Raw genomic sequence first — 22,381 nt, 5'->3', positions numbered from 1 at the left:
GGCCAGTACAAACATTTAAACTAGTTAAAACAACAAAAATAGAGGGATCATATGCCACTTCAGGTTCAACAACTTAACAAACACTATCACACAGTGACCGCGGTAAATAATTTATCCTTTGAGGTAAATCAAGGTGAAATATTTGCATTGTTAGGCCCTAACGGAGCCGGTAAATCATCGTTAGTAAAAATGCTCGTCGGATTTACACACGCTGATAGTGGCTGTATTAAATTAATTGATGGCTCTCAAAGCTATAGCCAAATCCCTGCCCACCTACTTGGCTATTTACCTGAGGATCGCGGTCTTTATCCTGAAAAAACACTCAAACAAAATTTACAATTTTTTTCAAGTCTCCATGGTGTATCAAATAATGACTTTAATAAACGCTGTGAATATTGGTTAGATAAATTTAGCTTATCATCACGTATTAATGATCCATTAAAGTCTCTTTCTAAAGGTAATCAGCAAAAAGTTCAGCTCATCAGCGCTATTTTACATGAGCCAAAATGGGTTATTTTAGATGAACCATTTTCTGGATTAGACCCTATCAATCAAGAGTTGGTGGTCGAATTTTTAGCGCAATTAAAGCAACAAGGTATGACCGTTATTTTAAGTGCGCATCAAATGGCGATGGTTGAAAAGCTTGCGGATCGGGTTTTATTACTCAACCAAGGCCAAAGCGTGTTATATGGTGATTTAACCAACATTTTAACCACGCAACAAGCAAGGGTTATAAAAGTACAGTTTGCTGAGCCGCTTGATGAATTAGCGGTAAATGAACTAAAAGATAAGTACAGTGTTGAACAAATAAAAGCACAACAATTGCAAATCACCCTTTTAGAAGAGCAATCACTGAACACTCTTTTGCCGTCGTTATTAGTACTCGGCGATATAGTTGAATTAAAAAATCAGGCCCAGTCATTACACAGCCTTTATCTAAATGCCGTCTCTGAGCATAATAAAAAGTTAAAGCAAGGAGCTCAACTATGAAAGCACAGTCATTAAAAAACACCCAAATTTGGACCGTGGCAAAATGGGAGTTTTTGCACTTTTTTAAATTAAAACAAGAAATTATTTCAAAACTGATCATGCTTGTCATCGCTGGCGTTATTTATTTCTTTGCAGCAAATAATCAGCAACTTGAACAAAGTTACACTATCGCAACTGATACCGATTTCACTCTCAATGCGGGCAATAGCCAACAGAGCAACTTTAACTTTATACCCGTGAACGATCTTGATGATGTGATCAAAAACTTAAATGAAACTAAAGAGTATGATGCCGTTATTCGTTTTAACTCACCTGATGGGCGGGTCTCACTTATCACCGCAGAAAAAGCAAGCTGGCAATTACAACTAAGCAGTTTATTAAGCACTGAGCTACAGCATGCGCAATTTAATAAACTCAATTTAACTCAAGAGCAACAACTAGGTTTACGCACACAAGTACTTATAGAGCACCAGGTTTTAGATGAGTTACTAAAAAACCAAGCAGATAAAAGTCAAACTTACACTGCGTTTGGTGTATTAATTTTGCTTTTTATAGCGATGTTTGGTGTGTTTGGCCAGCTTTTTGTGAGTATCACTGGTGAAAAACAGAACCGCGTTACAGAACAAATTATGGCAACCATGACACCGCAAACATGGATTGACGGTAAATTAACAGGGCAAATATTATTAGCCGTAAAAACAATGGTCGGCACTTTGCTATCCATTGTACTTTCAATGCTATTTTTTACTGTGGTGATAAAACAACAAGCGATTGATCTGCACTTTGTGAATTGGGCGTTATTGCCATGGTTTTTTGCCTTTGCGATTGCTGGTCTTGCTATTTGCGCGGCCTTTATGGCGGCAATTGCCGCTGGGATAGACGATCCTAACCACAGTAGTAAAAGTGCATTAATGATGCTGCCTATTGCACCTATTGTAATCGCCTTTTTTGTAATGGACGCCCCGAATAGCATACTGACAGTGATATTAAGTTATTTACCAATCACTGCTTTTGCTGTTATGCCTGTACGTATGTCGCTAGTTGATTTACCACTGTGGCAACCTCTGCTCTCACTCGTACTTAGCATTGGCTGTTTTTATTACTTGCGAATAGTTGCCGCTCGTATTTTCAAAATGGGGATGAATATGTACGGTAAAGAACCTAGTTTAAAAGCAATGTGGTCAGCTATTTTTAAATAATCTAAGGTCTAATTTATTTTAACTTTTTCTTTTTGATACTTTTCTTTTTGATATTTGCAGTACTCCACATAAGACCCTAGACAGGCTGTTAATAAGCAGCCTGTCTAACCATACTCTTCGTTAATGGCTATGAGTTTTACTATTTATATAGTCGGTCAGAGCAAACAATACACCTGAGACCACGAATGTCACATGTATTAATACCTTTAACATAAGTTGTTCGCTGGTGTAGGTTGACGAAATTATAAAAACTTTAAGGAGCTCAACAGCTGAAATAGCGACAATCGCACTGATTAATTTCATCTTCAAACCAGAAAAACCAACTTTCCCCATCCATGCAGGGCGGTCTTCATGGTTTTCAATATTTAACTTCGATACAAAGTTTTCATAACCACTGAAGGTAATGATCAATAGTAACCCCGCTAATAATGCCGTATCAACTAAGGTTAAAATACCCACTAACAATTCTTGGCTTGTTGCTGTGAATGTTGATACACCCATTAAATACAGTAATTTGAAAAATTTAATGAGCAATAAAATTACAGCAAAGAGTAAACCAACAAAAAATGGAGCCAATAACCAGCGGCCACGAAATATCAACGTTTCAAGAAGATGTTCAGCTTTACCTGCTTGGCGTGGGATTTTATTTGGGTTGGGATTATCCATAGTACTCATCAATTTATAAAAACCCGACTCTATCTGAGTTTCTAGCTCGATACAAATACTTATCTACATCAGCAGCTGATTTTTGTGTTAGCTTTTTCATCCTAACGATAAAAATATTTCGTTATCTTTTATTCTCATTTAGTTTGAAAATCAACTTACCAACAGCATGCTGCTTGATTGGTTAACTCTTGTTTTTGAATGTTCAAAAACAATCGTCACTACATTTTTAGGATTAAACGAATGAAAAAAGCATTGCTAGCGCTTATGGTAGCGCCATTATTTGCGGTTTCTGCAACTTTTGCTGTTGCTGACGATGCTGTTGACGCTTCAGCCGAAACAATTAAAGAATACACAGAAATGTGTTTAAACTGGGCTAAAGACGACGATATCAGTAATGATGAGCTGAAACCATACGTTTTAAAATGCGTAAATGATGAACTTGAAGCAGAAGGCTATAACAAAGTCACTGATGTAAAAATTTAATCGTCACATTGCCATTGCACATTAATTTGACATAAAAAAACCGGAATCGGCACAAGGGTGTGCGTTCCGGTTTTTTTGCGTTTAACGAGTACTTGATTTAAACACTCGTTACATACATTTTACTCTGCGTCTTTTTTCACTTTAGCAGGTGCTTTTTTTGCAACCGCTTTTTTGGCGGCTGGTTTTTTAGCTGCTGCTTTCTTTTTAGGTGCGGCTTTTTTCTTTGCCTCTTCAACCCACTTTCCTGCGTTATAATGTGCAGTCCAGCCAGTTGCTTTACCTTCAACCTCAGTCATTACATACTGTTCTTTATTCTTTCTGCTATAGCGTACAACAGCTAAGTTACCATCTGGATCTTTTGCTGGTGCATCTGCTAGATAATAGAACTTAGGTGAAATACGATCTCTAAAACGATGTAACTCTTCGACCTTTGGTGCACGTGTTTCTCGCGATTTAGGGAACGTATTTGCCGCTAAGAAAATACCTGCAGCCCCATCTCGCAGTACAAAGTATGCTTCTGATTTTTCACACTCTAGCTCAGGCAGTTGTACGGGATCTTCTTTTGGTGGCGCAGCTTCTCCACTACGCAGTAATTTACGTGTGTTTTTACACTCGTCATTACTACAACCAAAATATTTTCCAAAACGTCCTGATTTAAGCTGCATATCAGATGAGCATTTATCGCACTCAATAATAGGCCCATCATAACCTTTAATTTTAAAGGTTCCCTGCTCGACTATATGCCCTTTACAACCTGGGTTATTACCACAAACATGCAATTTGCGTGTTTCATCAATCAGGTATGAATCCATTGCCGTTTCACAAATTGGGCAACGCTTCATTTGCATTAATGTTTCAGTTTCAACATCTTCAACATCTGCAGCGACCGCTTCATCACCCGACACTAAGTTCATAGTGGTCGTGCAGCGTTCTTTTGGTGGTAAGTTATAACCTGTACACCCGAGGAAAACACCAGTAGATGCTGTGCGAATACCCATTTTTCTGCCGCACGTTGGGCAGTCAATATCGGTTTCGACCATTTCATTTTTACGCATTCCACCTTCATCTTCTTCGCCACTGGCTAAAGTCAGTTGGGTAGAAAAATCAGCATAAAACTTATCAAGTACTTGTGTCCAGATGCGCTCACCTTCAGCAATATCATCTAAACGACCTTCCATTTTCGCGGTAAAATCGAAGTTCATTAAGTCAGTAAAATTCTCAACTAAACGGTCAGTGACAATCTCACCCATTTTTTCTGCAAAAAAGCGGCGATTCTCAACTCGTACATATCCACGATCTTGAATCGTTGAAATAATTGACGCGTAAGTAGATGGACGACCAATGCCACGCTTTTCAAGCTCTTTAACTAGGCTCGCTTCACTAAAACGCGCTGGCGGCTTAGTAAAGTGTTGCTTAGGATCAAGCTCAACAAGGCTTAATACTTCACCTTCTTTAATCGCAGGTAATGATTGATCTTCTTCATTCTTTTTACGAATAGCAGGTTGCACTTTAGTCCAACCATCAAAGCGTAGTACGCGGCCTTTCGCTCTAAGCTGAAAATCATTCGCTGCAACGGTTAATGTTGTTAAGTCATATTCAGCAGGAACCATTTGGCAAGCAACAAATTGACGCCAAATTAATTCATAAAGCTTTTTGGCATCTGGGTCGACACCATCAAGGTGGCCTGATAATACACTCACGCTTGAAGGTCGGATAGCCTCATGCGCTTCTTGTGCATTGCCTTTAGAACTGTAATTTATTGCTTCTTTTGGTAAGTATTTATCACCAAATTGCTCAGTTACGTAATCACGGCACATTGCTACTGCATCTTTCGACAAATTCGTCGAATCGGTACGCATATAGGTGATATAACCTGCTTCATACAAACGCTGGGCAAGCATCATCGTCTTTTTAACGCCATAACCTAAGCGTGTACTCGCAGCTTGTTGCATTGTTGAGGTAATAAGTGGTGCACTAGGACGACTCTTACTTGGCTTCTCTTCAACACTTACAACTTTATACTCAGCATTTTCTAGCGATGCAGTCGCAGCCATCGCCTGTGCTTCGCTAACTGGCTTAAACGCTTTATCACCTTGTTTAAATACTTCTAAACGTAATGCTGATTCGCTATTTTTAACATCTGCATGAATATCCCAGAACTCTTCTGGGATAAATGCTTTAATTTCGCGTTCACGCTCAACCAGTAAACGTACCGCAACAGACTGAACACGCCCTGCTGATAAGCCTCTAGCAACTTTCTGCCACAACAATGGAGACACCATAAAACCAACTACACGGTCTAAAAATCGACGGGTCTGTTGGGCGTAGACCATGTCGGTGTTTAGCTCTCCAGGTGCCTCAAAGGCTGCCTGAATGGCATTTTTGGTTATTTCATTGAATACTACACGTTTATACTTCTCAGGCTCGCCGCCAATAATCTCTTGAAGGTGCCAAGCAATTGCTTCCCCTTCTCTATCCAAATCCGTTGCGAGATAGATTTGGTCAGCATTTTCAGCGAGCTTTTGTAATTCTTGAACAACTTTTTCTTTACCCGGTAATACTTCGTAATGTGGCTGCCAGCCTTTGTCAGGGTCAATCCCCATTCGAGCAACTAAGTTAGTATAATCACGCTGTTTTTTATACGCGGCCTTTTCTTCAGGCGCCATTTTGCGCACTTCCGCAGGTGTTTTTGTAGCTGCAGTTTTGGTTTTGCCAGAACCTGAGGTAGGAAGATCTCGTACATGTCCAATACTAGACTTGACGATAAAATCATTTCCTAAATATTTATTAATTGTTTTAGCCTTAGCAGGAGACTCTACAATTACTAGCGATTTGCCCATAGTTGCCTATTTCTAACCAAGTATTTAAAATGTGTTTTGCCCTTTTACAGGCGCGAATATTTATAGGTATATCTACAAACACCAATTGTTACAAGCTTTTAATACAAACTTTTCTGTTTTTAATGATTAATTAAACAATTGTTGTGCTTAATTTAGGCAATTTGGTGTTTTTAACTATTTGCAGTGGAATATATAGAATAGAAACAAAAATGCCAACCTTATGGTTGGCATTTATTATTAAATCACATTACAAAACAATTAACCTAAGTCTAGAATTGGCAAACTTGCAATCGATTCAACCCCTTTCGGCGTGGTAAATTCTACCATTAAGAAGCCGCTTTTGCTTTTATTAGGCTCTGTTTCACGACTAATCGATAATGCAACACCATGTGCGCGTGTTGCGCTACTTTCTAACATTTCAAACCCATCTATACCACTGTATTTACCATTATTTGCACCAATGGTAACAGACGTTTTAGACGGTATCGGGTTGTTATAACGATCTGAGTAATACAATTCAAAAGACAATGCAGCCAATTCATTATTTTCGCTCGGCGATAAATCAATTGTACCAAGGTCACAATATGCTGTGTTTGCAGTAGGCTCTAAAGCAACGACTAAACCTGATGTGTCATCGCCCGCTTCACCATAAATTGAATTACAACTTTCAATATCTAGCGCTAATTGAACTGCATTAGAAGTTAAAATTGTATTGCCATTACCGTCTAGAATTGGATTTCCATCAGCATCTACTTCAACTGCGTTTAATGCATTAACAAACTGGTTTTGTAACTCTGTTTTTAAAACTACAAAACGGCTATATACAGCACTACCCGACATAACGATTACAAATGAATCACGTACATCGATTAAATCTTTTGTACATAAACTTTCAAATGTTGCTCCATCAGTAGGCGATGTTGCTTCTTCAGTGCACAATAAACCATTATATTTACCATCAGCAAGCGTGTGCATACCATTGAGGTCTATATCAAAACTCTCTTCTAGGTGTCCGCCGTTGGTATTTAATGGGCTACATGGATCGTTTACATCCCCTTCATTACAAAAACTTGCATCTTTAACAGTTTGTGCCGTAACAGGGTCATAAATAGCTGCTAGACCGTCGTAAATACCGTTTTCATTGTGATCGACAAATGCTTCTGGTAAATCATAGCCACTGTAATATTCGTTAGTATCGAAACGACCATTACCATTTATATCAATATATGATTCTTGACCTTTAGTTGTAGCAAGCACAGTAACTCGTCCGCCCAATGGCACGCCAAGTGGACTGGTTCTGTTATTTAAAATTCCGGCAACACAAGGCGCTGCAGCACCAAAGTAAGGGTCGCAATTAATAGAACCTGTTTTAGGGTTAATTGAATTAATTCTATTGCCCCATTTAGCTTCGGTAAATGGCTTCGGATTTTGACTACGCCATTGTGCGTTGCATGCACCATCAGTTGTACGACACTCTAACTGCGGATTAAAACTTGTGCCATCAATTGTGCCTACAGCACCGCCTTCCGTTGTTAAATATACGGCAGTTCCATCAGGTACTGGATTATTAAAGTGATCAGCTAGATAAACTGAGATTTCATTAATATCTCCAATATAGTCAAGTGCTTCAATATTGATTGTATCAGCACCTGCGGTAAAGCTATTTCCATCTGGTAAACCTGAGCTAATGGAGACTAAATCAGAGACTGTGATTACTTGTTCATCAAGACTAAGTAAAGATAAATTACCAATTGGACATGATACATTTGGATCTCGGATATCAACAGCTTTAGCACATTCTTGAAAAACTTCTTGCCAACAAGTTACATTATCATTTTGATTTGCTGGAATTTGATCGCTTGGAATAAAGCAAGCTTGCACACGAACAGCCATTGGTACAAAGCCCGCATTGACCTGTACTCTTGCTAAGCCTTCAGCATCAGTAAATACACTAGTATGGGATAAGCTAATGCCGCCATTTGTTGAACTTAGCCTAAAGTCCATACGACTACTCGGTACTGCTTTCCCAATTTTATCTAGTAATTTAAAGGAAACTTCCGATGTCTCAGAGCGCCCTTGTCCGCCAGTCCCCTTAAGTGCAATTACAGATTGCGTAGCATCTATAAACTCAATAGATTCAACAGGAGCTGTCGATACAGGGATATTAATCGATTTAACTACTGCAGCCCCACCAGTAAGAACGGTTGCTGTCACGGTATCACCTTGCGCCGCATTACAGCCATCAGTTCTATATGTAGCTGTTGCAACACCACTGATACTCGTTGTTTTTTGATCCATTATAGATTTGCCAGCTTGCACACAACCAGATGTAAACTCTACATCTAATGGTGAAACTACACGAGCTCCATTGGCATCAAAAATATCAACAGTAATAACCGTTGTAGCCCCAGCAGCTAATGGCACAAATTCTCCCACAATTGGGTTGCCATCAACATCTAGCTTGTTATATAAGCCGTTATCAATCGTGATATTTAACTCTGCCGTTGCAATTTCAAAGGCTTTTTGACTAGTCGCAGATTTAGAGGTTGCAGTTATTTCTCCTGCGCCACTGTTTGCGCCTGGTTGAAGCTTTAATATTGCAAAGCCAAAGTTATCAGTAAGCGCCTTACCTGAATCTGGTAATAAACGACCTAAATCCGTCGTGACTTCTGTAATAATCCCTACAAAACCATCACCAGAACTTGTATCTGTCACTTTTACTAATATATCGACTAACTCATCAGACGAAAATTTATTAACAGCTTTACAACCAGAAGTTGCGTAGGTTGAATCCAATGATATCGTGTTTCTATTTGTATCCCACCCTTCAACACAACCTGATAATAATTTAATATCTACATTCGCGACTGCTTTATCAACTGATGCATCATCACCACTTGATACAAAGCCAATTGTTTTGGTGACCGTTCCATTATCTTCGGATTCATAGCTTGCAATAACCTGTCCGGCGCCTTTAAGAATACCACTGCTAAGAGTTACTTTTGCAACGCCCTCAGAGTTTGTTAGAGCAGTTCCCAATTCTGGGGTGATTTTACCCGTATATTTAGAAACAAACCTGATTAACTGCCCTGAAACCGGTACGTCATCATCGGTTAATGTCGCTGATACTACGCCTTTGTTATCTTTGCTTACCGGGTTATTTTCCGAAAAAGGTTGGCCATTTTGATCAACTATTTTTAAAACCAATGCCACAGTGCCTATAACGCCCGTGTTATCGCCTTGGCCACCTGATGAAGTAAAAGCAAAAGTACCTTGATATGATACATTGCCAACAGAGTAATTTGCAGTAACAATACCAGCACCAGCGACTGAGCCTGCTGTGAGTTCTATTCTTGCAATACCATCAGAACCTGTTAATGCACTACCCGAAGTTGGATTTAATAAACCAATATCATCAGCTAAGCTAAACGTCACTCGCTGCCCACTCACCACTTCGCCTTCATTTAACAATGTAGCGCGTAGCTCTAGTGGTGCAATGTTCGTGACAGAATTTGATTTTGCCGCTGTTGATTTTGAAAAACCCTCTACTGTTAGAGTATATTTCTCTTCACTGTTATCATCGCCTTGACCACCTGATGAAGTAAAAGCAAATACACCTTGATGCGAGGTACTGTCTTCAATGTAAGTTGCTGTCACTTGGCCAGCTCCAACAATTGAACCGGATTCGAGCGCTATTTGCGCAACACCATCACCATCAGTCAAGGCACTGCCAGAAGTTGGTTTTAATGAGCCGATTCCATCAGCAAGACTAAAAGTTACACGTTTACCCGTAACAACTTCGCCATCTTTTAAAACGGTTGCACGCAAAAAAAGCGGTACATCTTTAGTTACTGAGTTTGATTGCTCATTCGTTGCTTGATTAAACCCTTGAACTGTAACGGTATAAGTTGGTGTGTCTGGTGTAGTTCCACCACCACCAAGATCACCTCCATCCTTTTCAAGTGAACCACCTCCACCACAAGCCGTGATTAGAAAACTGAATAGCACAACACTGAGCCATCGCATTAAAGGCATTGACCTCTCCCTAGCGTTTGTTATTGATTATAAAATTCGAAATATTTACCCAATGTTAACCTATATTCAGATTTAAAATCACAACTTTTATTATTTTTTTGTTGTTTTTTTGATCCACACTTTTTTTTCATATTTATCGATTTTTTCTGTATAAAAATTTGCATGCTGGTAGGCTATGGAAAATTTATAACAAATAGATTATTACTATGTCGAAAATCCGTTCAATGAGTTTAACCACCCGCATCATGATTGGTATGTTGCTGGGGGTTGCTGTAGGCTTTATTTTTCAGGCTATCTTAGCTGGCGAAGACGATTATCTAATCCCTCTTGGGTTATTCTCTTTGCCAATTAAGGGCTTTTTTGTAGATGGTTTATTTCATATTGGTGGACAAATTTTTATAGCCAGTTTGAAGATGTTGGTCGTCCCCTTAGTATTTGTCTCTCTCGTTTGTGGAACATGCAGCTTAAGTGACCCTAAAAAACTAGGTCGCCTTGGCGGAAAATCTATCGGCCTTTATCTACTGACCACTGCAATTGCAATAACGGTTGCAATTAGCTTGGCTTTATTAGTAAACCCAGGTGAAGGAATAAACTTACCTTCAGAAGCGACTTACAGCGCAAAAGAAGCCCCTACACTCGCTCAAGTGATCATTGGTATGTTTCCAACCAACCCAATTGATGCCATGGCCAGCGGTAATATGCTACAGGTTATTGTGTTTGCATTGTTATTTGGTATTGCAATGGCCCTTAGCGGTTCGGCGGGTAAGCGAGTTGCAACTGTTTTTGAAGATCTAAACACTGTGATTTTAAAGTTGGTTACATTATTAATGAACGTCGCCCCTTATGGTGTATTTTGTTTAATGGCCAAGTTATTTACCACAATTGAGCTAAATTTAATCGTTAGCTTAGCTAAATACTTTGGTGTTGTGGTTGCAGCGCTTTTTATTCATGCATTTATAAACTACACATTATTATTAAAATTTTTAACGGGCCTAAACCCAATTATCTTTTTAAAGAAAATGAAACACGCGTGTTTATTTGCATTTAGTACATCGAGCTCAAGCGCTACGATGCCAATTACATTAGAGACAGCAACTAAGAAATTAGGAGCAAATAACTCTGTAGCCTCTTTTACCATCCCGTTAGGCGCCACCATAAACATGGACGGCACAGCCATTATGCAAGGTGTAGCGACTGTCTTTATTGCACAGGTATTTAGTGTTGATTTAACTATTTCTGATTACCTAATGGTTATTCTAACTGCAACTCTTGCATCTGTAGGTACCGCAGGCGTGCCAGGCGTTGGTTTGATAATGCTTGCAATGGTACTTAACCAAGTTGGCTTACCTGTTGAAGGTATCGCTATTATCATTGGTGTTGATAGATTACTTGATATGACACGTACAGCGGTCAATGTTACGGGTGATTGTATGGTGACGTGCGTCGTTGCTAAATCAGAAGGTCAATTAGATGAAAAGATCTTTAATGACCCTAACGCAGCTAAAGATTTAGAGGATTACCATAAATCAGCTGAATAATACTTTTACTTTCAACACTAAAAAACCCGCTTAACTGCGGGTTTTTTATTAGGTTAACCTACGGGTTTAAACTTTTAAAACGCGAGTAAATGGATACCCCCGCTTTATTAATACCCCCACTAAAACCTATAGCAAGTTTATCACTGAGTGTCTTTTTAACTTTGTATTTTACTTTATAAATTTGACGCTCATCCTGATATTTTAATAAAGTATCATCACTTGTTTCAATCGTATCTACCAAGCCTTTATCAAGTGCTTGCGTTGCAAACCAATGTTCCCCGGTTGCAACAAGATCAATATCCAGTGACGGGCGCTGCGAACTAACAAACTGCTTAAATAAGCCATGTGTTTGCTCTATTTCCTCTTTAAATTTATCGCGCGCTTTATCCGTATTTTCACCAAATAAGGTCAATGTACGCTTAAATTCGCCTGCTGTTATTTGCTCAAAATCAACATCATTTTTCTTCAATATTTTATTAAAATTTGGGATCTGCGCAATCACACCAATAGATCCAACAATAGCAAAAGGTGCTGCAACTATCTCATCTGCAACACATGCCATCATATAACCGCCACTGGCTGCCACTTTATCTATTGCTACGGTTAAGTGTATGCCTTTATTTTTAAGACGTTGTAATTGCGATGCAGCCAAGCCATAACCATGAACAACACCACCACCACTTTCAAGGCGAATTAGCACTTTATCTTTAGTTGCATCTGCAATAGCAACGATTGCCGTGATTTCTTCACGTAAACTATCCACTTCATTAGCATCAACACTGCCATTAAAATCAATTACGTATAATCGAGGCTTGGTCTCTTCATTTGCAGCTGCTTTTTTAGCGTCGGCTTTTTGCGTTTTATGAAATGCTTTTAACGCTTTACCCGATAATGTGTGCTCTAAAAAGCTATGTTTTAAATCCTCTAATTGCTCTGATATATCCTCTATATCAATTTCGCCTTTTTTTACTTTGGGTTTTACTGCAGCCCCCACAAAAATTATTACCACAGCGGCAATTGCGATAACCAGGGTCACTGTTTTGGCAAGAAAAATGCCGTACTCATAAAGAAATTCCAATTCTATTCTCCAAATAAAAATTTGCATCAATTTAACCGAACTCGCGCTAACTTACCATTCAAACACAAAAAAGCCACATTTCAGTGGCTTTTGGTTTACTTAACTACAAAAACTTAGTCAGTAACAATCTCTGTATTAGCAATTGATAACGCTCTTCCGCGTGTTGCTAAGTAAGATGCTATTTGTAACTGCATCTCGGTGGTTGTTGCTGCGCTGTCTTGTGCATTTGACCCTGCGCCTACATCTGGGGCTGGCGTCAATACTGAACCATGATGCCCTTTAGTAAACTTAACAACGTAGCTCATAGGTGCCTCAGTTAGTGGCTGCGACTGAGCGACCGTCGTTAAGCCCATTAGACGCGCTAAAGGAAGCGAACCTGCAATAGGGTTATTCACAGTCATCGGTGGAATTACTTGATCAGCTTTGTTAAGCGCGCCATCACCCACAACCACATTCATGTAAATAGGTGTGCCAAGCGCCGCAATGGAGCTTGCATAGTTTGTTGGATCACCACTATCTAGGGCTGTTTGTGAAGCAAATGCAAATTGCGTCATAACACCTTGTATATTTGCTATTTTAGTCGTTTCACCCGCTACCGTTAACGCAGCAGTAAATTCTTTGTATGCACATGAAGTAAATGCACGACTATAATCGGCTTCACCACAGTTTGAAATTGCAGGGCCTTGTGTGTACGCAGCAAATTCAGCAGACTCAGCAGTATCCGCTGAAAGTAACACAGAACCTTGTACAAATGGACCAAAGCTTGCGGACTCAAGCAAGAAGCTAGCGATACCGCCGCCGCCGCTTGCTAAAGCAACTGTGTTCACTTTAAATAAAGGATCTACTTGTGGTGCCAATGGTGTATTTGTTTGTGTAACAAATGCAGGCGCGACAATTGAGCCTAACGAGTGACCAATGTATGTTACATCTTGCGTGTTAAGAGATTCATCATTAACAAAGTTTAAGCCTAAACGTAAGCCCAATAAATCTGCCGCTGATTGTCTTAAGTTATCACGTGCTACAAGCAACGACTGTAGATTCATATACGCAAGCACAGAACCTGTGGTTGCATTAAAATCATCTTCACCATCGCCATCAACATCTATGCCACGCTCGCCATGCACTGGGTGGTCAATTGCTACTGTCGCAAAACCTTGTACAGCTAAGCTTGCAGTCAATGCTAGCATCGACTCTTTTTGTGTTGTAATACCGTGTTGTAAAATTACAACAGGCCAACCCTCAGCTGGCATTGTTAGTTCGCCCATCCCTATTTGTGCTCTAATCATATTAATAACGGGTAAAATAGGTTTAGTAACTTGCACTGGCACATCTGCCATACTCTGTACTTTAGGTATTGAGTTATATTTAGTTAAATGTTTAGTTGTATCTAAACCTAAATCACGTAAACGCCCTTCACTCAATGCAGCACATGTGCCGTCATTAACACTTATAGGTTCTGCTGGGAAAGCATCACCTGCAGCCGCTTTATATCCAAGTACAGCTACTGCACTATCACACATGCCTTGCCAATAGGTGTCTGCTAAATCAGTAATTGCAGTACCCGTTGGGGTTGATAAATACATAGGTAACATTACATTACCTTTTTGATATTGCACACCAGCAAAAGCAGGTGAAAGCCCTGTAATATTTTTCGCAGCAAACACTTGCTCAACGGTTAACATTGGTTGTTCTGGTACTTGTACTGCAGGCCTTGGCAACGCTTGGTTTTGTAAACTAGCAGCCAAAAGAGACTTAATAGTGCTAAGAACAGGCCCTACTGATTGAATCGTCATAGCAGCAGAGTAAATAATATCATCTTTACTAATTGCACCGCCTGAAGTAACAACATTTTCGTAACTATTAACTGCACCTTGCAAGGCAAGTTGAGACGGTGTAATTAAGGGTGTTTCTTGTTTTACTAAACCATACGTTGATGAAGGCTTAATTGAACGCCCTTCTGAATCCTTTAAACTGGTCGTTAAAACGTTAATGTAAGAGCTACCGGCTTTAAATGGTTTAAGTGGAATAATGGCAACTGCATCACCACTGCCTTTAGTTACAAAATCAACACCAAAGGTAAGTTCACCTACTAGCTTACATGCTGCGCCAGCAGGTGCCACAGAGCACTGTGCATCGGTAAGACTTGCGCCCATAATAACTTCAAATATCCGCACAGCACCAGGAGTTCCGGCTGAGGTTGCATCAAGACTAATACTTGGTGGAAATGCTAAGTCGATTTTAAATGGTACTTGGCTTGACCAGCCATCCAGTGCGCCTAATGCCATTGATGGATTTGCATAGGCAGCTCTGCTAATAGATACGCCATTGGCATCTAGCTCACCTGGAATATTCAGCGTACCATCTTTAGTGCCGCTCATTAATAAGTCATTGGGGACTGAAATCACCCCATTGGCAGGGTCAAATTTCACTGTAGCAGCGGGGATCACTGCTGGAGTCTCTTTTTTAACGTCTTCTAATGTTTCACCGCCGCCGCAACCAGCTAAAGCAGCTGTAATTGCAAGTGAGAGTAGCATTTTTTTCATGTTGTTTGCTCCGCACAAAATCTTATTTTTATAGTGTGTTCAAATAAATAAGTGTAGTTAATGTTTTACTAAATTCTTAAACGTGATAGATAAATATTAGTTAAAATAATGTAATTAGGTTATTAACAAGACATTAGACCAGTTAAAGTTAACGTAAAGTTTCAAATTTCGCCACCTTATTTTACAATAAATTCGATAACTTGGTGTTTTGCTATGTTAAAATCATTGAAATAAATTCTTTTGGACCTTTCTTATGCAAACTTACAAAGCGGCTGAAAATGCCCTGCAAGACAAAGTGATCTTAATTACTGGTGCCGGCGATGGCATCGGCCGAGTTGCTGCACTTACTTATGCAAAGCATGGCGCAACAGTGATTCTTTTAGGTAAAACCACCAGCAAGCTTGAAGCCGTTTATGATGAAATCATCGCATTAAGTGGTCCAAAGCCTGCAATTGTACCGATGGATTTAAAAGGTGCAACAAAACAAAACTTTAGAGACTTAGGTGTCACGATAGAGCAGCAGTTTGGTAAACTTGATGGCTTACTTAATAATGCCGGTATTATTGGTTCATTAGGGCCACTTGAGCATTTTTGTTCATCAACGTTTGACAACATCATGAAAGTTAATGTCACGGCTCAAGCAATGATCACTAAATACATGTTCCCAGTACTGAGAAAATCACCAAGTGCATCGATTATCTTTACTTCATCTGGTGTTGGCCGCCAAGGCCGTGAATTTTGGGGTGCATACGCAATCTCTAAATTTGCTGTTGAAGGTATGATGCAAACGTGGGCGTGTGAAGTAGGTAAAACCAATATTCGTATTAACTGTATCAATCCAGGTGCTACTCATACTGCAATGCGTGCTAGTGTCTATCCGGGCGAAGACAGAGATAAACTGGCATGCCCTGAAGACTTAATGCCAACGTACTTATATTTAATGAGTGATGATTCAAAAGACGTGAATGGCCAATCATTAGACGCACAAGCTAAGTAATACCAATCAACTTAAATATTTAACTATTCTAGCGAGTTAAATAAAGCGCTAACTGCGTTATAAATGGTCAGTAACTTAATACGATTGGTATAACCTAAACTTCGGACAATAGTCCCGATCGAAAAAGCCGCTATTTAAGCGGCTTTTTTAATGCTAACAAAACAATTAGCGACGTTTTGTCTGCTTAACACGATTATTATGTTTTTTAACCGCTTTACGAATTTGGTTGATTTTGGCGCGCTTATCTTTACGCTTTTCTGGCATAACTGACAATTTAGTCTGCGTTTCACGGCCCAGTTTTACCGTTTTACGTAAGTAATTGACTGTTTCTAAATCTAATTCAGCCCAACCACCTTGTGGTAAGCGTTTATCGAGCTCTAGCTTGCCGTAACGAATACGAATAAGACGAGATACTTCGACATCTTGTGATTGCCATAAACGACGCACTTCACGGTTACGCCCTTCAGTTAACGTAACATTAAACCAACGGTTAATACCTTCACCGCCCAGCGGTTTTATATTAAGGAATTTAGCCATACCATCTTCAAGTTCAACACCTCTGGTTAGGTTTTTTACTGTTTCAGCTGTTACCTCACCAAATACACGTGCCGAATATTCACGCTCAACTTCATAACTTGGGTGCATTAGGCGATTCGCTAATTCACCGTCGTTGGTGAATAACATTAAACCCGCCGTGTTTATATCTAAGCGGCCCACAGCAATCCAACGTTCGCCATCAACACGTGGGAGACGATCAAATACTGTTCTGCGTCCTTCTGGATCTTTACGTGTACACAATTCGCCCTCAGGCTTGTTATACATAATAACACGGCAAATTCGTTCTGCTTTTTCTTCAATTTTAACAGTGTGGCCGTCAACACGGATCAAATCGGTTTCTTCTACGCGATCGCCTAACTTTGCCACTTTGCCATTTACACTCACGCGATTTGCATCAATGTATTTTTCCATTTCACGACGAGAGCCAACACCTGCTCTTGCCAATACTTTTTGTAACTTTTCACCTTGTATACTCATTCGGATAGTTCTCTCACAGAAGGATCACTCAATAGCTGGTCGATTTTGCTTTGTTGCTGCTTAGGCAACGGAGGTAAGCTATCTAAACCCGCTAACGAAAAATAATCTAAAAATTGTTTAGTTGTTGCATATAAAGCGGGCCGCCCCGGTACTTCTTTATGCCCAACGACTTTAATCCACTCTCGCTCGAGCAGATTTTTAATAATTCCCGAGCCAACAGTCACACCTCGTACTTGCTCAATCTCGCCCCGAGTGATCGGTTGTCGATATGCAATAAGTGAAAGGGTTTCTAATAATGCTCGAGAGTATTTTGGTGCACGCTCTTGCCACAGGTTACTTAACCACGGACCTAGACTCGCACACGCTTGAAATCGAAAACCACTCCCAACTTCTACCAAACGAATTCCGCGTGTTTGATAATGCAGCTGTATTTGTTCTACAGCGTGAGTGATCCGTGCCATTGAAATATTTAAATCAATTAACACCGTGTCTTTTATATGCCGTTTAGTGAGGGGTTTTCCAGCAACAAATATCGCCGCTTCAATGATCTCAACAAGTTGCTCATCACTAATTCGCCGACCCGCCATACCTACCCTTTATCTAACAAGCTTATGTAACGCATTATTATGACAGATCTAACTGAAACTAGGAAAAACAATCGTTAAAAATACATAAAAAATGCCAATAACGAAGCTATTGGCATTGGTATGATTTAATAAGCGTAAATAAATTAACTATTTTTGATCATTTCAAGTGCTTCATCTTCAGCAACATCGCTACCATAAGTTTGAATATAACCTATAAACTCTTGCTGACTTATACGTTTGTCTTGGTTTGTATCCATATAACCGAAGTGGTTTGCTATGTCATCATCGTTTGCTTCACTGATAGAGATAAAACCATTACGGTCATTATCTAAAGAACTAAAATCGTTTTCAATCGGATCAAATTTGGCAATGTCGGCTTTAAAAGCAGAGTCAGCAACCTCTGTATCGCTGGCAACTTTACCGGTATTGAGTTGCATATAACTATTAAATTCTTTACGGCTGATCTGCTCGTCCATATTTGTATCAATGTTTGAGAAATGTTCCCAAATATTGTCATCATCAGCCTCTACTTTTGAGATGTAGCCATCATCGTCATTATCTAAACTACCAAAATTACTGTCGATTTTTGGCATTGAAGATGTCGAACATGCTGATAAGCTCAGAGCGGCTAAAATAGTAGATGCTAAAGTTAACTTTTTCATAAGAAATTTCCTTGTAATTGATTAATTTCAATCAAATACAAACAAGTTAAATGCCAACTTTAAAAACCTTAAAAATCAATGAATTAATGAAATGCAGGTCATTCACCAACCTGCCTCACTGCAACCATTTCATACAAGCATGTAAAAATTGCATGCATTGCAAATACTTAAATTGCGGCGTTTTGATAACGCTTCACAAAATCTGTTACTACTTCACCATTACATTTTAGTGAATTTAAGTTACCAATTTTTTCTTTAACGGGTGCAAGTCCTTGCTTTAAAGCTGTAATGCATAACTGAGTTTCTTGCTGTGTATTTTTAGCAAACACCTCGATCACTCTCGCTTGTTGAGCATTATCATTGATTTTTTTTGCAATGTTACGAATATCGTCACCATTGCACAAAATGCTTTTTGAAAAACGAGATAGGTTTACACCATGTTGCGCTGCCACTTTTCTGGCTGCAGAAAAACCTTCATTAGCACTAATAGAGCATAACTTAGACTCAATTTTATGATCCGCTGAAACATACTGCGCCGCGCTGACTGAATGTGAGAAAGAAACAGTTGCTACGAACAATGCTAAAAGTTGTTTTTTCATGATGTACCTTTAAAATGAATAAATAATGAACGGGTGGTTTGCGCGCATTATATATACACAAACATACAAATCAACTGGATTATATATTTAATTTTTTATTTAATATGGTATTAACAACGCTTAATGCTTGGTCATCATTTGTTCAACAAAACAGCAGTTCATTTTTATTAATAACCGCATGTGCCATCCGCTATTTGATGATAGAATTTAGCCCTCATCTAAAAGAAGATAATTATTTAGGGCCATCTTATGAAAGTTATTTCATTTAACATTAACGGGCTGCGCGCTCGCCTACACCAATTACAAGCAATTATTGATAAACATCAACCTGACATTATTGGTTTGCAGGAAATTAAAGTTCATGATGAAGCCTTTCCGTTAGAAGATGTGCAAAAAATGGGTTACCACGTTTATTTTCATGGTCAAAAAGCCCATTACGGGGTTGCTATGTTGTGTAAAGCAGAGCCTAAATCTGTATTTAAAGGGTTTGCAACTGACACTGATGAATCGCAAAAACGGATGATTAGCGTCACCGTTAGCCAAGAAAATGGCCGTGACTTAACCGTTATGAATGGCTACTTTCCACAAGGCGACAACATTGCACATGAAACTAAATTTCCGTACAAACGCCAATTTTATCAAGACTTAATGACCCACCTTGATACAAACCACAACAGTGATGAAGACGTCATTGTTATGGGTGATATCAATATTTCTCCAACCGAGTTAGATATTGGTATTGGCGAGCCAAATCGTAAACGTTGGCTAAAAACAGGCAAATGTTCCTTCCAGCCAGAAGAGCGTCAATGGCTTGCAACGTTACTTGATTGGGGCTTCAAAGACACGTTCCGTGAACTTCATCCTGACACTGTTGAGCAATATTCATGGTTTGATTACCGTTCAAAAGGGTTTGATGATAACCGAGGATTGAGAATTGATGTTGTTTTAGCAACCTCGGATTTAGCTGCGCGCTGTATCGATGCTGGTATTGATTACGAATTACGAGGCATTGAAAAGCCCTCAGATCACGCACCTATTTGGTCAACGTTTAGCTAGCACATAACTAAATGACTGAACTAAAAATAATGCCAATAATAAGCCTCGAATTGCAATCTATTGCGTGGTTTATTGTTGGCTGCCTTTTTTTACTCAGCGTCAATAAAACGCAATATACCGCATTGATGACAACACCTGCGCGTCAAACTGGTTTATTTGCTTGTACAGTAGTAATGGCATTGCTGTGGCGTATTAAAGCAGGCATATTACCGGGCCTTGAATTACATATACTCGGTGTCACTGCTATCACGCTTATCTTGGGCTGGCGCCAAGCTATACTGAGTGCTTCGCTTGCTACTTTGCTATTAGTGGCTTTTAAGCAAATCACTGTTACTCAATTACCCATACATTTATTACTCAGTGCCTATTTACCAATATTATTGAGCTATGCTTTTTTTATTCTATGTTATAGCCTTCTACCTCGGCATTTTTTCGTCTACGTATTTGTCTGTGCGTTTATCTGTGCAGCAATTATCGCGTGCTTAAAAATACTCTCTATTAGTCTTTTTTACTATTTCACGCTCAGCTATAACTGGTTTGAATTAACTGAAAACTACCTGTATTTATGTGCCATAATTTGGTTTCCTGAAGCGATGCTAAATGGCATGGCTATTACGTTACTGATCACCTATCGCCCCCAGTGGGTAAAAACTTTTTATGATAAGGATTATTTAGACTCATGAGTCTCAATTATCAATGCCCGCTGTGCCAACACGCCCTTGAGTTGAACGCAAACACGCTTAAATGCACTAACAACCACAGTTTTGATTTCGCCAAAGAAGGTTATGTAAACCTACTACCCGTTCAACAAAAAAACTCAAAGCAACCTGGCGATAACCTAGATATGGTGCAAGCAAGACGCGATTTTTTAAACACGCAGCATTATCAGTTTTTACAATCAACTATTGCAGACCACGTCCATACCCTTGCTCCAAAAACAGTGATAGATTTAGGCTGCGGAGAGGGTTTTTATACCCAAGCAATTGCTAACGCCTGTAATATTGAAGTGTATGGTGTAGATATTTCAAAATCAGCCATCAAATACGCGGCCAAACGTTATAAACACTGTAATTTTAGCGTTGCATCAATTAGCCAAGCGCCCTTCGCTGATGATTCGGCTGATGTGCTAGTCAGTATTTTTGCGCCTTTATTTGATACTGAATTAGCGCGTTTAGCAAAACCAGGAGCAGCACTTATTGTTGCAAGTCCAGGTCCTTGGCACTTAAAAGAATTAAAAAACAAGATTTACCGTGAAGTAAATGCACATACGCCAATTGACATACCTGAAGGGTTTGAACTCGTCGAGCAACGTTTACTAGATCAACAAATTGCTTTGCCGTTTAAAGATGTAAAAAATCTAATTACAATGACGCCTTTCGCATGGAAATTTAGACCAGAGCATTGGCTGGAGCTAGAACAACAAGGCGAGCAAATTGTCACCTTATCGTTTTATGTAAGCCAATTTAAGCGCCTTACAGATTCTCTTTCGTAAAGGCAAGATCCATTTTTTCAAACATATCGTTGAGCAAACGCGCCAAATCAGCGTATTTTGGATTTTTGCTATTGACCTGGCCTTGGTAGCCATTTGCTACCATTTTCCCATGTAGTTCTTTATACCAATGCATCATCGCGGGTTCAAGTTGAGTTTGAGCCCGTTTTCCTAGCCACAGCAGGCCTTGAAAAGGTAAAGACAGAAAAAATAATGCCATTGCAATTGCTTGAGGCAAAAAATCACTGCCTAAATAATTCAACTGCATAAACAACGTAAGCATAGCGATAATTGGCATTACCGTAATCGCAAGATCGGTAGCTTTTATTACTTTAAATTCGATAAATAGCGGCGCCAGCTCTCTGCGAAGAGGCCATTTTTTTGCATATTCACGACCAGTTTGAACTTGTGACATCACACTCTTTTGCATCATGGCTCCTAGGTATCGCTGGTTTATCAATATAATATTTACTGTTTGAGTGTACCACACTCGCGGTAACATTCCTGTGTAAAATCCATTCCACCTTTTTACCTTAAAACTTGTTTTTGATCATGCTTATCACTAACGTTAAAACAATAAATGA

At 39.4% G+C, this 22,381-nt stretch carries 18 protein-coding genes; 8 read left to right on the top strand and 10 right to left on the bottom strand.

Going from position 1 to position 22,381, the window contains the following annotated elements; all coding sequences use genetic code 11:
- The first annotated feature begins 51 nt into the window (after positions 1-51).
- Both ADS77_RS18115 and ADS77_RS18110 read left to right on the top strand, forming a co-directional pair.
- Positions 52-990, top strand: a complete 939-nt coding sequence (locus ADS77_RS18115; RefSeq protein ID WP_054455682.1) for an ABC transporter ATP-binding protein — start codon at positions 52-54, stop codon at positions 988-990.
- The gene (locus ADS77_RS18110) at positions 987-2,189 is read left to right on the top strand and encodes an ABC transporter permease (RefSeq protein WP_054206538.1); all 1,203 of its coding nucleotides are present in this window, start codon (positions 987-989) and stop codon (positions 2,187-2,189) included. Before ADS77_RS18115 ends, ADS77_RS18110 begins: the two co-directional genes overlap by 4 nt.
- A gap of 120 nt (positions 2,190-2,309) precedes the next feature.
- Here ADS77_RS18110 and ADS77_RS18105 read toward each other — a convergent pair whose 3' ends face one another.
- Positions 2,310-2,855 carry a TIGR00645 family protein gene (locus ADS77_RS18105; protein ID WP_054206537.1) on the bottom strand — a complete coding sequence of 182 codons (546 nt, stop codon included), beginning with the start codon at positions 2,853-2,855 and terminating at the stop codon, positions 2,310-2,312.
- 240 nt (positions 2,856-3,095) lie between these two features.
- On the opposite strand from ADS77_RS18105, the gene ADS77_RS18100 reads away from it, so the two are divergent.
- Positions 3,096-3,338, top strand: coding sequence for a hypothetical protein (locus ADS77_RS18100; RefSeq protein WP_054206536.1), 243 nt, complete (start codon positions 3,096-3,098; stop codon positions 3,336-3,338).
- Between the two features lie 119 nt (positions 3,339-3,457).
- Here ADS77_RS18100 and topA read toward each other — a convergent pair whose 3' ends face one another.
- Together topA and ADS77_RS18090 are read right to left on the bottom strand one after the other, a co-directional pair.
- Entirely contained in the window at positions 3,458-6,178 is a 2,721-nt protein-coding gene (gene topA, locus ADS77_RS18095) for a type I DNA topoisomerase (protein ID WP_054455679.1), read from the bottom strand.
- A gap of 258 nt (positions 6,179-6,436) precedes the next feature.
- Positions 6,437-10,213 carry a hypothetical protein gene (locus tag ADS77_RS18090; protein WP_054455678.1) on the bottom strand — a complete coding sequence of 1,259 codons (3,777 nt, stop codon included), beginning with the start codon at positions 10,211-10,213 and terminating at the stop codon, positions 6,437-6,439.
- Between the two features lie 206 nt (positions 10,214-10,419).
- On the opposite strand from ADS77_RS18090, the gene ADS77_RS18085 reads away from it, so the two are divergent.
- On the top strand, positions 10,420-11,751 hold the full coding sequence (locus ADS77_RS18085) for a dicarboxylate/amino acid:cation symporter (RefSeq protein WP_054206533.1): 1,332 nt from the start codon (positions 10,420-10,422) through the stop codon (positions 11,749-11,751).
- A 58-nt stretch (positions 11,752-11,809) separates the two neighbouring features.
- Here the strand turns inward: ADS77_RS18085 and sohB are convergent, their stop codons facing one another.
- Positions 11,810-12,829 carry a protease SohB gene (gene sohB / locus ADS77_RS18080; RefSeq protein WP_054206532.1) on the bottom strand — a complete coding sequence of 340 codons (1,020 nt, stop codon included), beginning with the start codon at positions 12,827-12,829 and terminating at the stop codon, positions 11,810-11,812.
- Positions 12,830-12,942: 113 nt separating this feature from the next.
- Complete coding sequence (locus ADS77_RS18075) at positions 12,943-15,372, bottom strand: VolA/Pla-1 family phospholipase (protein ID WP_054206531.1); 2,430 nt, start codon at positions 15,370-15,372, stop codon at positions 12,943-12,945.
- A 253-nt stretch (positions 15,373-15,625) separates the two neighbouring features.
- Here ADS77_RS18075 and ADS77_RS18070 point away from each other — a divergent pair, with 253 nt between their 5' ends.
- The gene (locus tag ADS77_RS18070) at positions 15,626-16,369 is read left to right on the top strand and encodes a YciK family oxidoreductase (protein WP_054206530.1); all 744 of its coding nucleotides are present in this window, start codon (positions 15,626-15,628) and stop codon (positions 16,367-16,369) included.
- Positions 16,370-16,534: 165 nt separating this feature from the next.
- Here ADS77_RS18070 and rluB read toward each other — a convergent pair whose 3' ends face one another.
- From rluB to ADS77_RS18050, 4 genes are all read right to left on the bottom strand, one after another.
- Positions 16,535-17,404, bottom strand: a complete 870-nt coding sequence (gene rluB / locus ADS77_RS18065; protein ID WP_054206529.1) for a 23S rRNA pseudouridine(2605) synthase RluB — start codon at positions 17,402-17,404, stop codon at positions 16,535-16,537.
- Positions 17,401-17,991: an SMC-Scp complex subunit ScpB gene (scpB, locus tag ADS77_RS18060; RefSeq protein ID WP_054206528.1), complete on the bottom strand. Its 591-nt coding sequence runs from the start codon at positions 17,989-17,991 to the stop codon at positions 17,401-17,403. Before scpB ends, rluB begins: the two co-directional genes overlap by 4 nt.
- Positions 17,992-18,134: 143 nt before the next feature.
- Positions 18,135-18,653 (bottom strand): EF-hand domain-containing protein, encoded by a 519-nt coding sequence (locus ADS77_RS18055; RefSeq protein WP_054206527.1) that lies wholly within the window; start codon positions 18,651-18,653, stop codon positions 18,135-18,137.
- Positions 18,654-18,820: 167 nt separating this feature from the next.
- A complete protein-coding gene (locus ADS77_RS18050; RefSeq protein WP_054206526.1) occupies positions 18,821-19,252 on the bottom strand; it encodes a hypothetical protein in 432 nt (143 codons plus the stop codon).
- Between the two features lie 249 nt (positions 19,253-19,501).
- Between ADS77_RS18050 and xthA the strand changes: the two genes are divergently transcribed.
- From xthA to rlmA, 3 genes are read left to right on the top strand one after another with little or no spacing between them, the layout of a single operon-like run.
- Entirely contained in the window at positions 19,502-20,308 is an 807-nt protein-coding gene (gene xthA, locus ADS77_RS18040) for an exodeoxyribonuclease III (RefSeq protein ID WP_054206525.1), read from the top strand.
- A gap of 35 nt (positions 20,309-20,343) precedes the next feature.
- Positions 20,344-20,991, top strand: a complete 648-nt coding sequence (locus ADS77_RS18035) for an energy-coupling factor ABC transporter permease (RefSeq protein ID WP_064435982.1) — start codon at positions 20,344-20,346, stop codon at positions 20,989-20,991.
- The gene (gene rlmA / locus ADS77_RS18030) at positions 20,988-21,800 is read left to right on the top strand and encodes a 23S rRNA (guanine(745)-N(1))-methyltransferase (protein WP_054455672.1); all 813 of its coding nucleotides are present in this window, start codon (positions 20,988-20,990) and stop codon (positions 21,798-21,800) included. The genes ADS77_RS18035 and rlmA overlap by 4 nt, the downstream gene beginning before the upstream one ends.
- Here rlmA and yfbV read toward each other — a convergent pair.
- Positions 21,781-22,227, bottom strand: coding sequence for a terminus macrodomain insulation protein YfbV (gene yfbV / locus ADS77_RS18025; RefSeq protein WP_054455670.1), 447 nt, complete (start codon positions 22,225-22,227; stop codon positions 21,781-21,783). The two genes, rlmA and yfbV, sit on opposite strands and share 20 nt — an antisense overlap.
- Positions 22,228-22,381 lie beyond the last annotated feature (154 nt).

Origin of the sequence: Pseudoalteromonas porphyrae (assembly GCF_001298125.1) — a bacterium.
GTDB classification, from domain to species: Bacteria; Pseudomonadota; Gammaproteobacteria; order Enterobacterales; family Alteromonadaceae; genus Pseudoalteromonas; species Pseudoalteromonas neustonica.
The sequence above is the reverse complement of the archived record's forward strand: the minus strand, read 5'-3'. Positions and strand labels throughout refer to the sequence as shown.

Coding starts and splice junctions, on each gene's coding strand:
- yfbV (WP_054455670.1), bottom strand. CDS start 22,227: ATGCAAAAGAGTGTGATGTCACAAGTTCAAACTGGTCGTGAATATGCA.
- scpB (WP_054206528.1), bottom strand. CDS start 17,991: ATGGCGGGTCGGCGAATTAGTGATGAGCAACTTGTTGAGATCATTGAA.
- ADS77_RS18085 (WP_054206533.1), top strand. CDS start 10,420: ATGTCGAAAATCCGTTCAATGAGTTTAACCACCCGCATCATGATTGGT.
- ADS77_RS18090 (WP_054455678.1), bottom strand. CDS start 10,213: ATGCCTTTAATGCGATGGCTCAGTGTTGTGCTATTCAGTTTTCTAATC.
- ADS77_RS18100 (WP_054206536.1), top strand. CDS start 3,096: ATGAAAAAAGCATTGCTAGCGCTTATGGTAGCGCCATTATTTGCGGTT.
- ADS77_RS18075 (WP_054206531.1), bottom strand. CDS start 15,372: ATGAAAAAAATGCTACTCTCACTTGCAATTACAGCTGCTTTAGCTGGT.
- ADS77_RS18050 (WP_054206526.1), bottom strand. CDS start 19,252: ATGAAAAAACAACTTTTAGCATTGTTCGTAGCAACTGTTTCTTTCTCA.
- rluB (WP_054206529.1), bottom strand. CDS start 17,404: ATGAGTATACAAGGTGAAAAGTTACAAAAAGTATTGGCAAGAGCAGGT.
- ADS77_RS18055 (WP_054206527.1), bottom strand. CDS start 18,653: ATGAAAAAGTTAACTTTAGCATCTACTATTTTAGCCGCTCTGAGCTTA.
- rlmA (WP_054455672.1), top strand. CDS start 20,988: ATGAGTCTCAATTATCAATGCCCGCTGTGCCAACACGCCCTTGAGTTG.
- ADS77_RS18070 (WP_054206530.1), top strand. CDS start 15,626: ATGCAAACTTACAAAGCGGCTGAAAATGCCCTGCAAGACAAAGTGATC.
- xthA (WP_054206525.1), top strand. CDS start 19,502: ATGAAAGTTATTTCATTTAACATTAACGGGCTGCGCGCTCGCCTACAC.
- ADS77_RS18110 (WP_054206538.1), top strand. CDS start 987: ATGAAAGCACAGTCATTAAAAAACACCCAAATTTGGACCGTGGCAAAA.
- ADS77_RS18105 (WP_054206537.1), bottom strand. CDS start 2,855: ATGGATAATCCCAACCCAAATAAAATCCCACGCCAAGCAGGTAAAGCT.
- ADS77_RS18115 (WP_054455682.1), top strand. CDS start 52: ATGCCACTTCAGGTTCAACAACTTAACAAACACTATCACACAGTGACC.
- topA (WP_054455679.1), bottom strand. CDS start 6,178: ATGGGCAAATCGCTAGTAATTGTAGAGTCTCCTGCTAAGGCTAAAACA.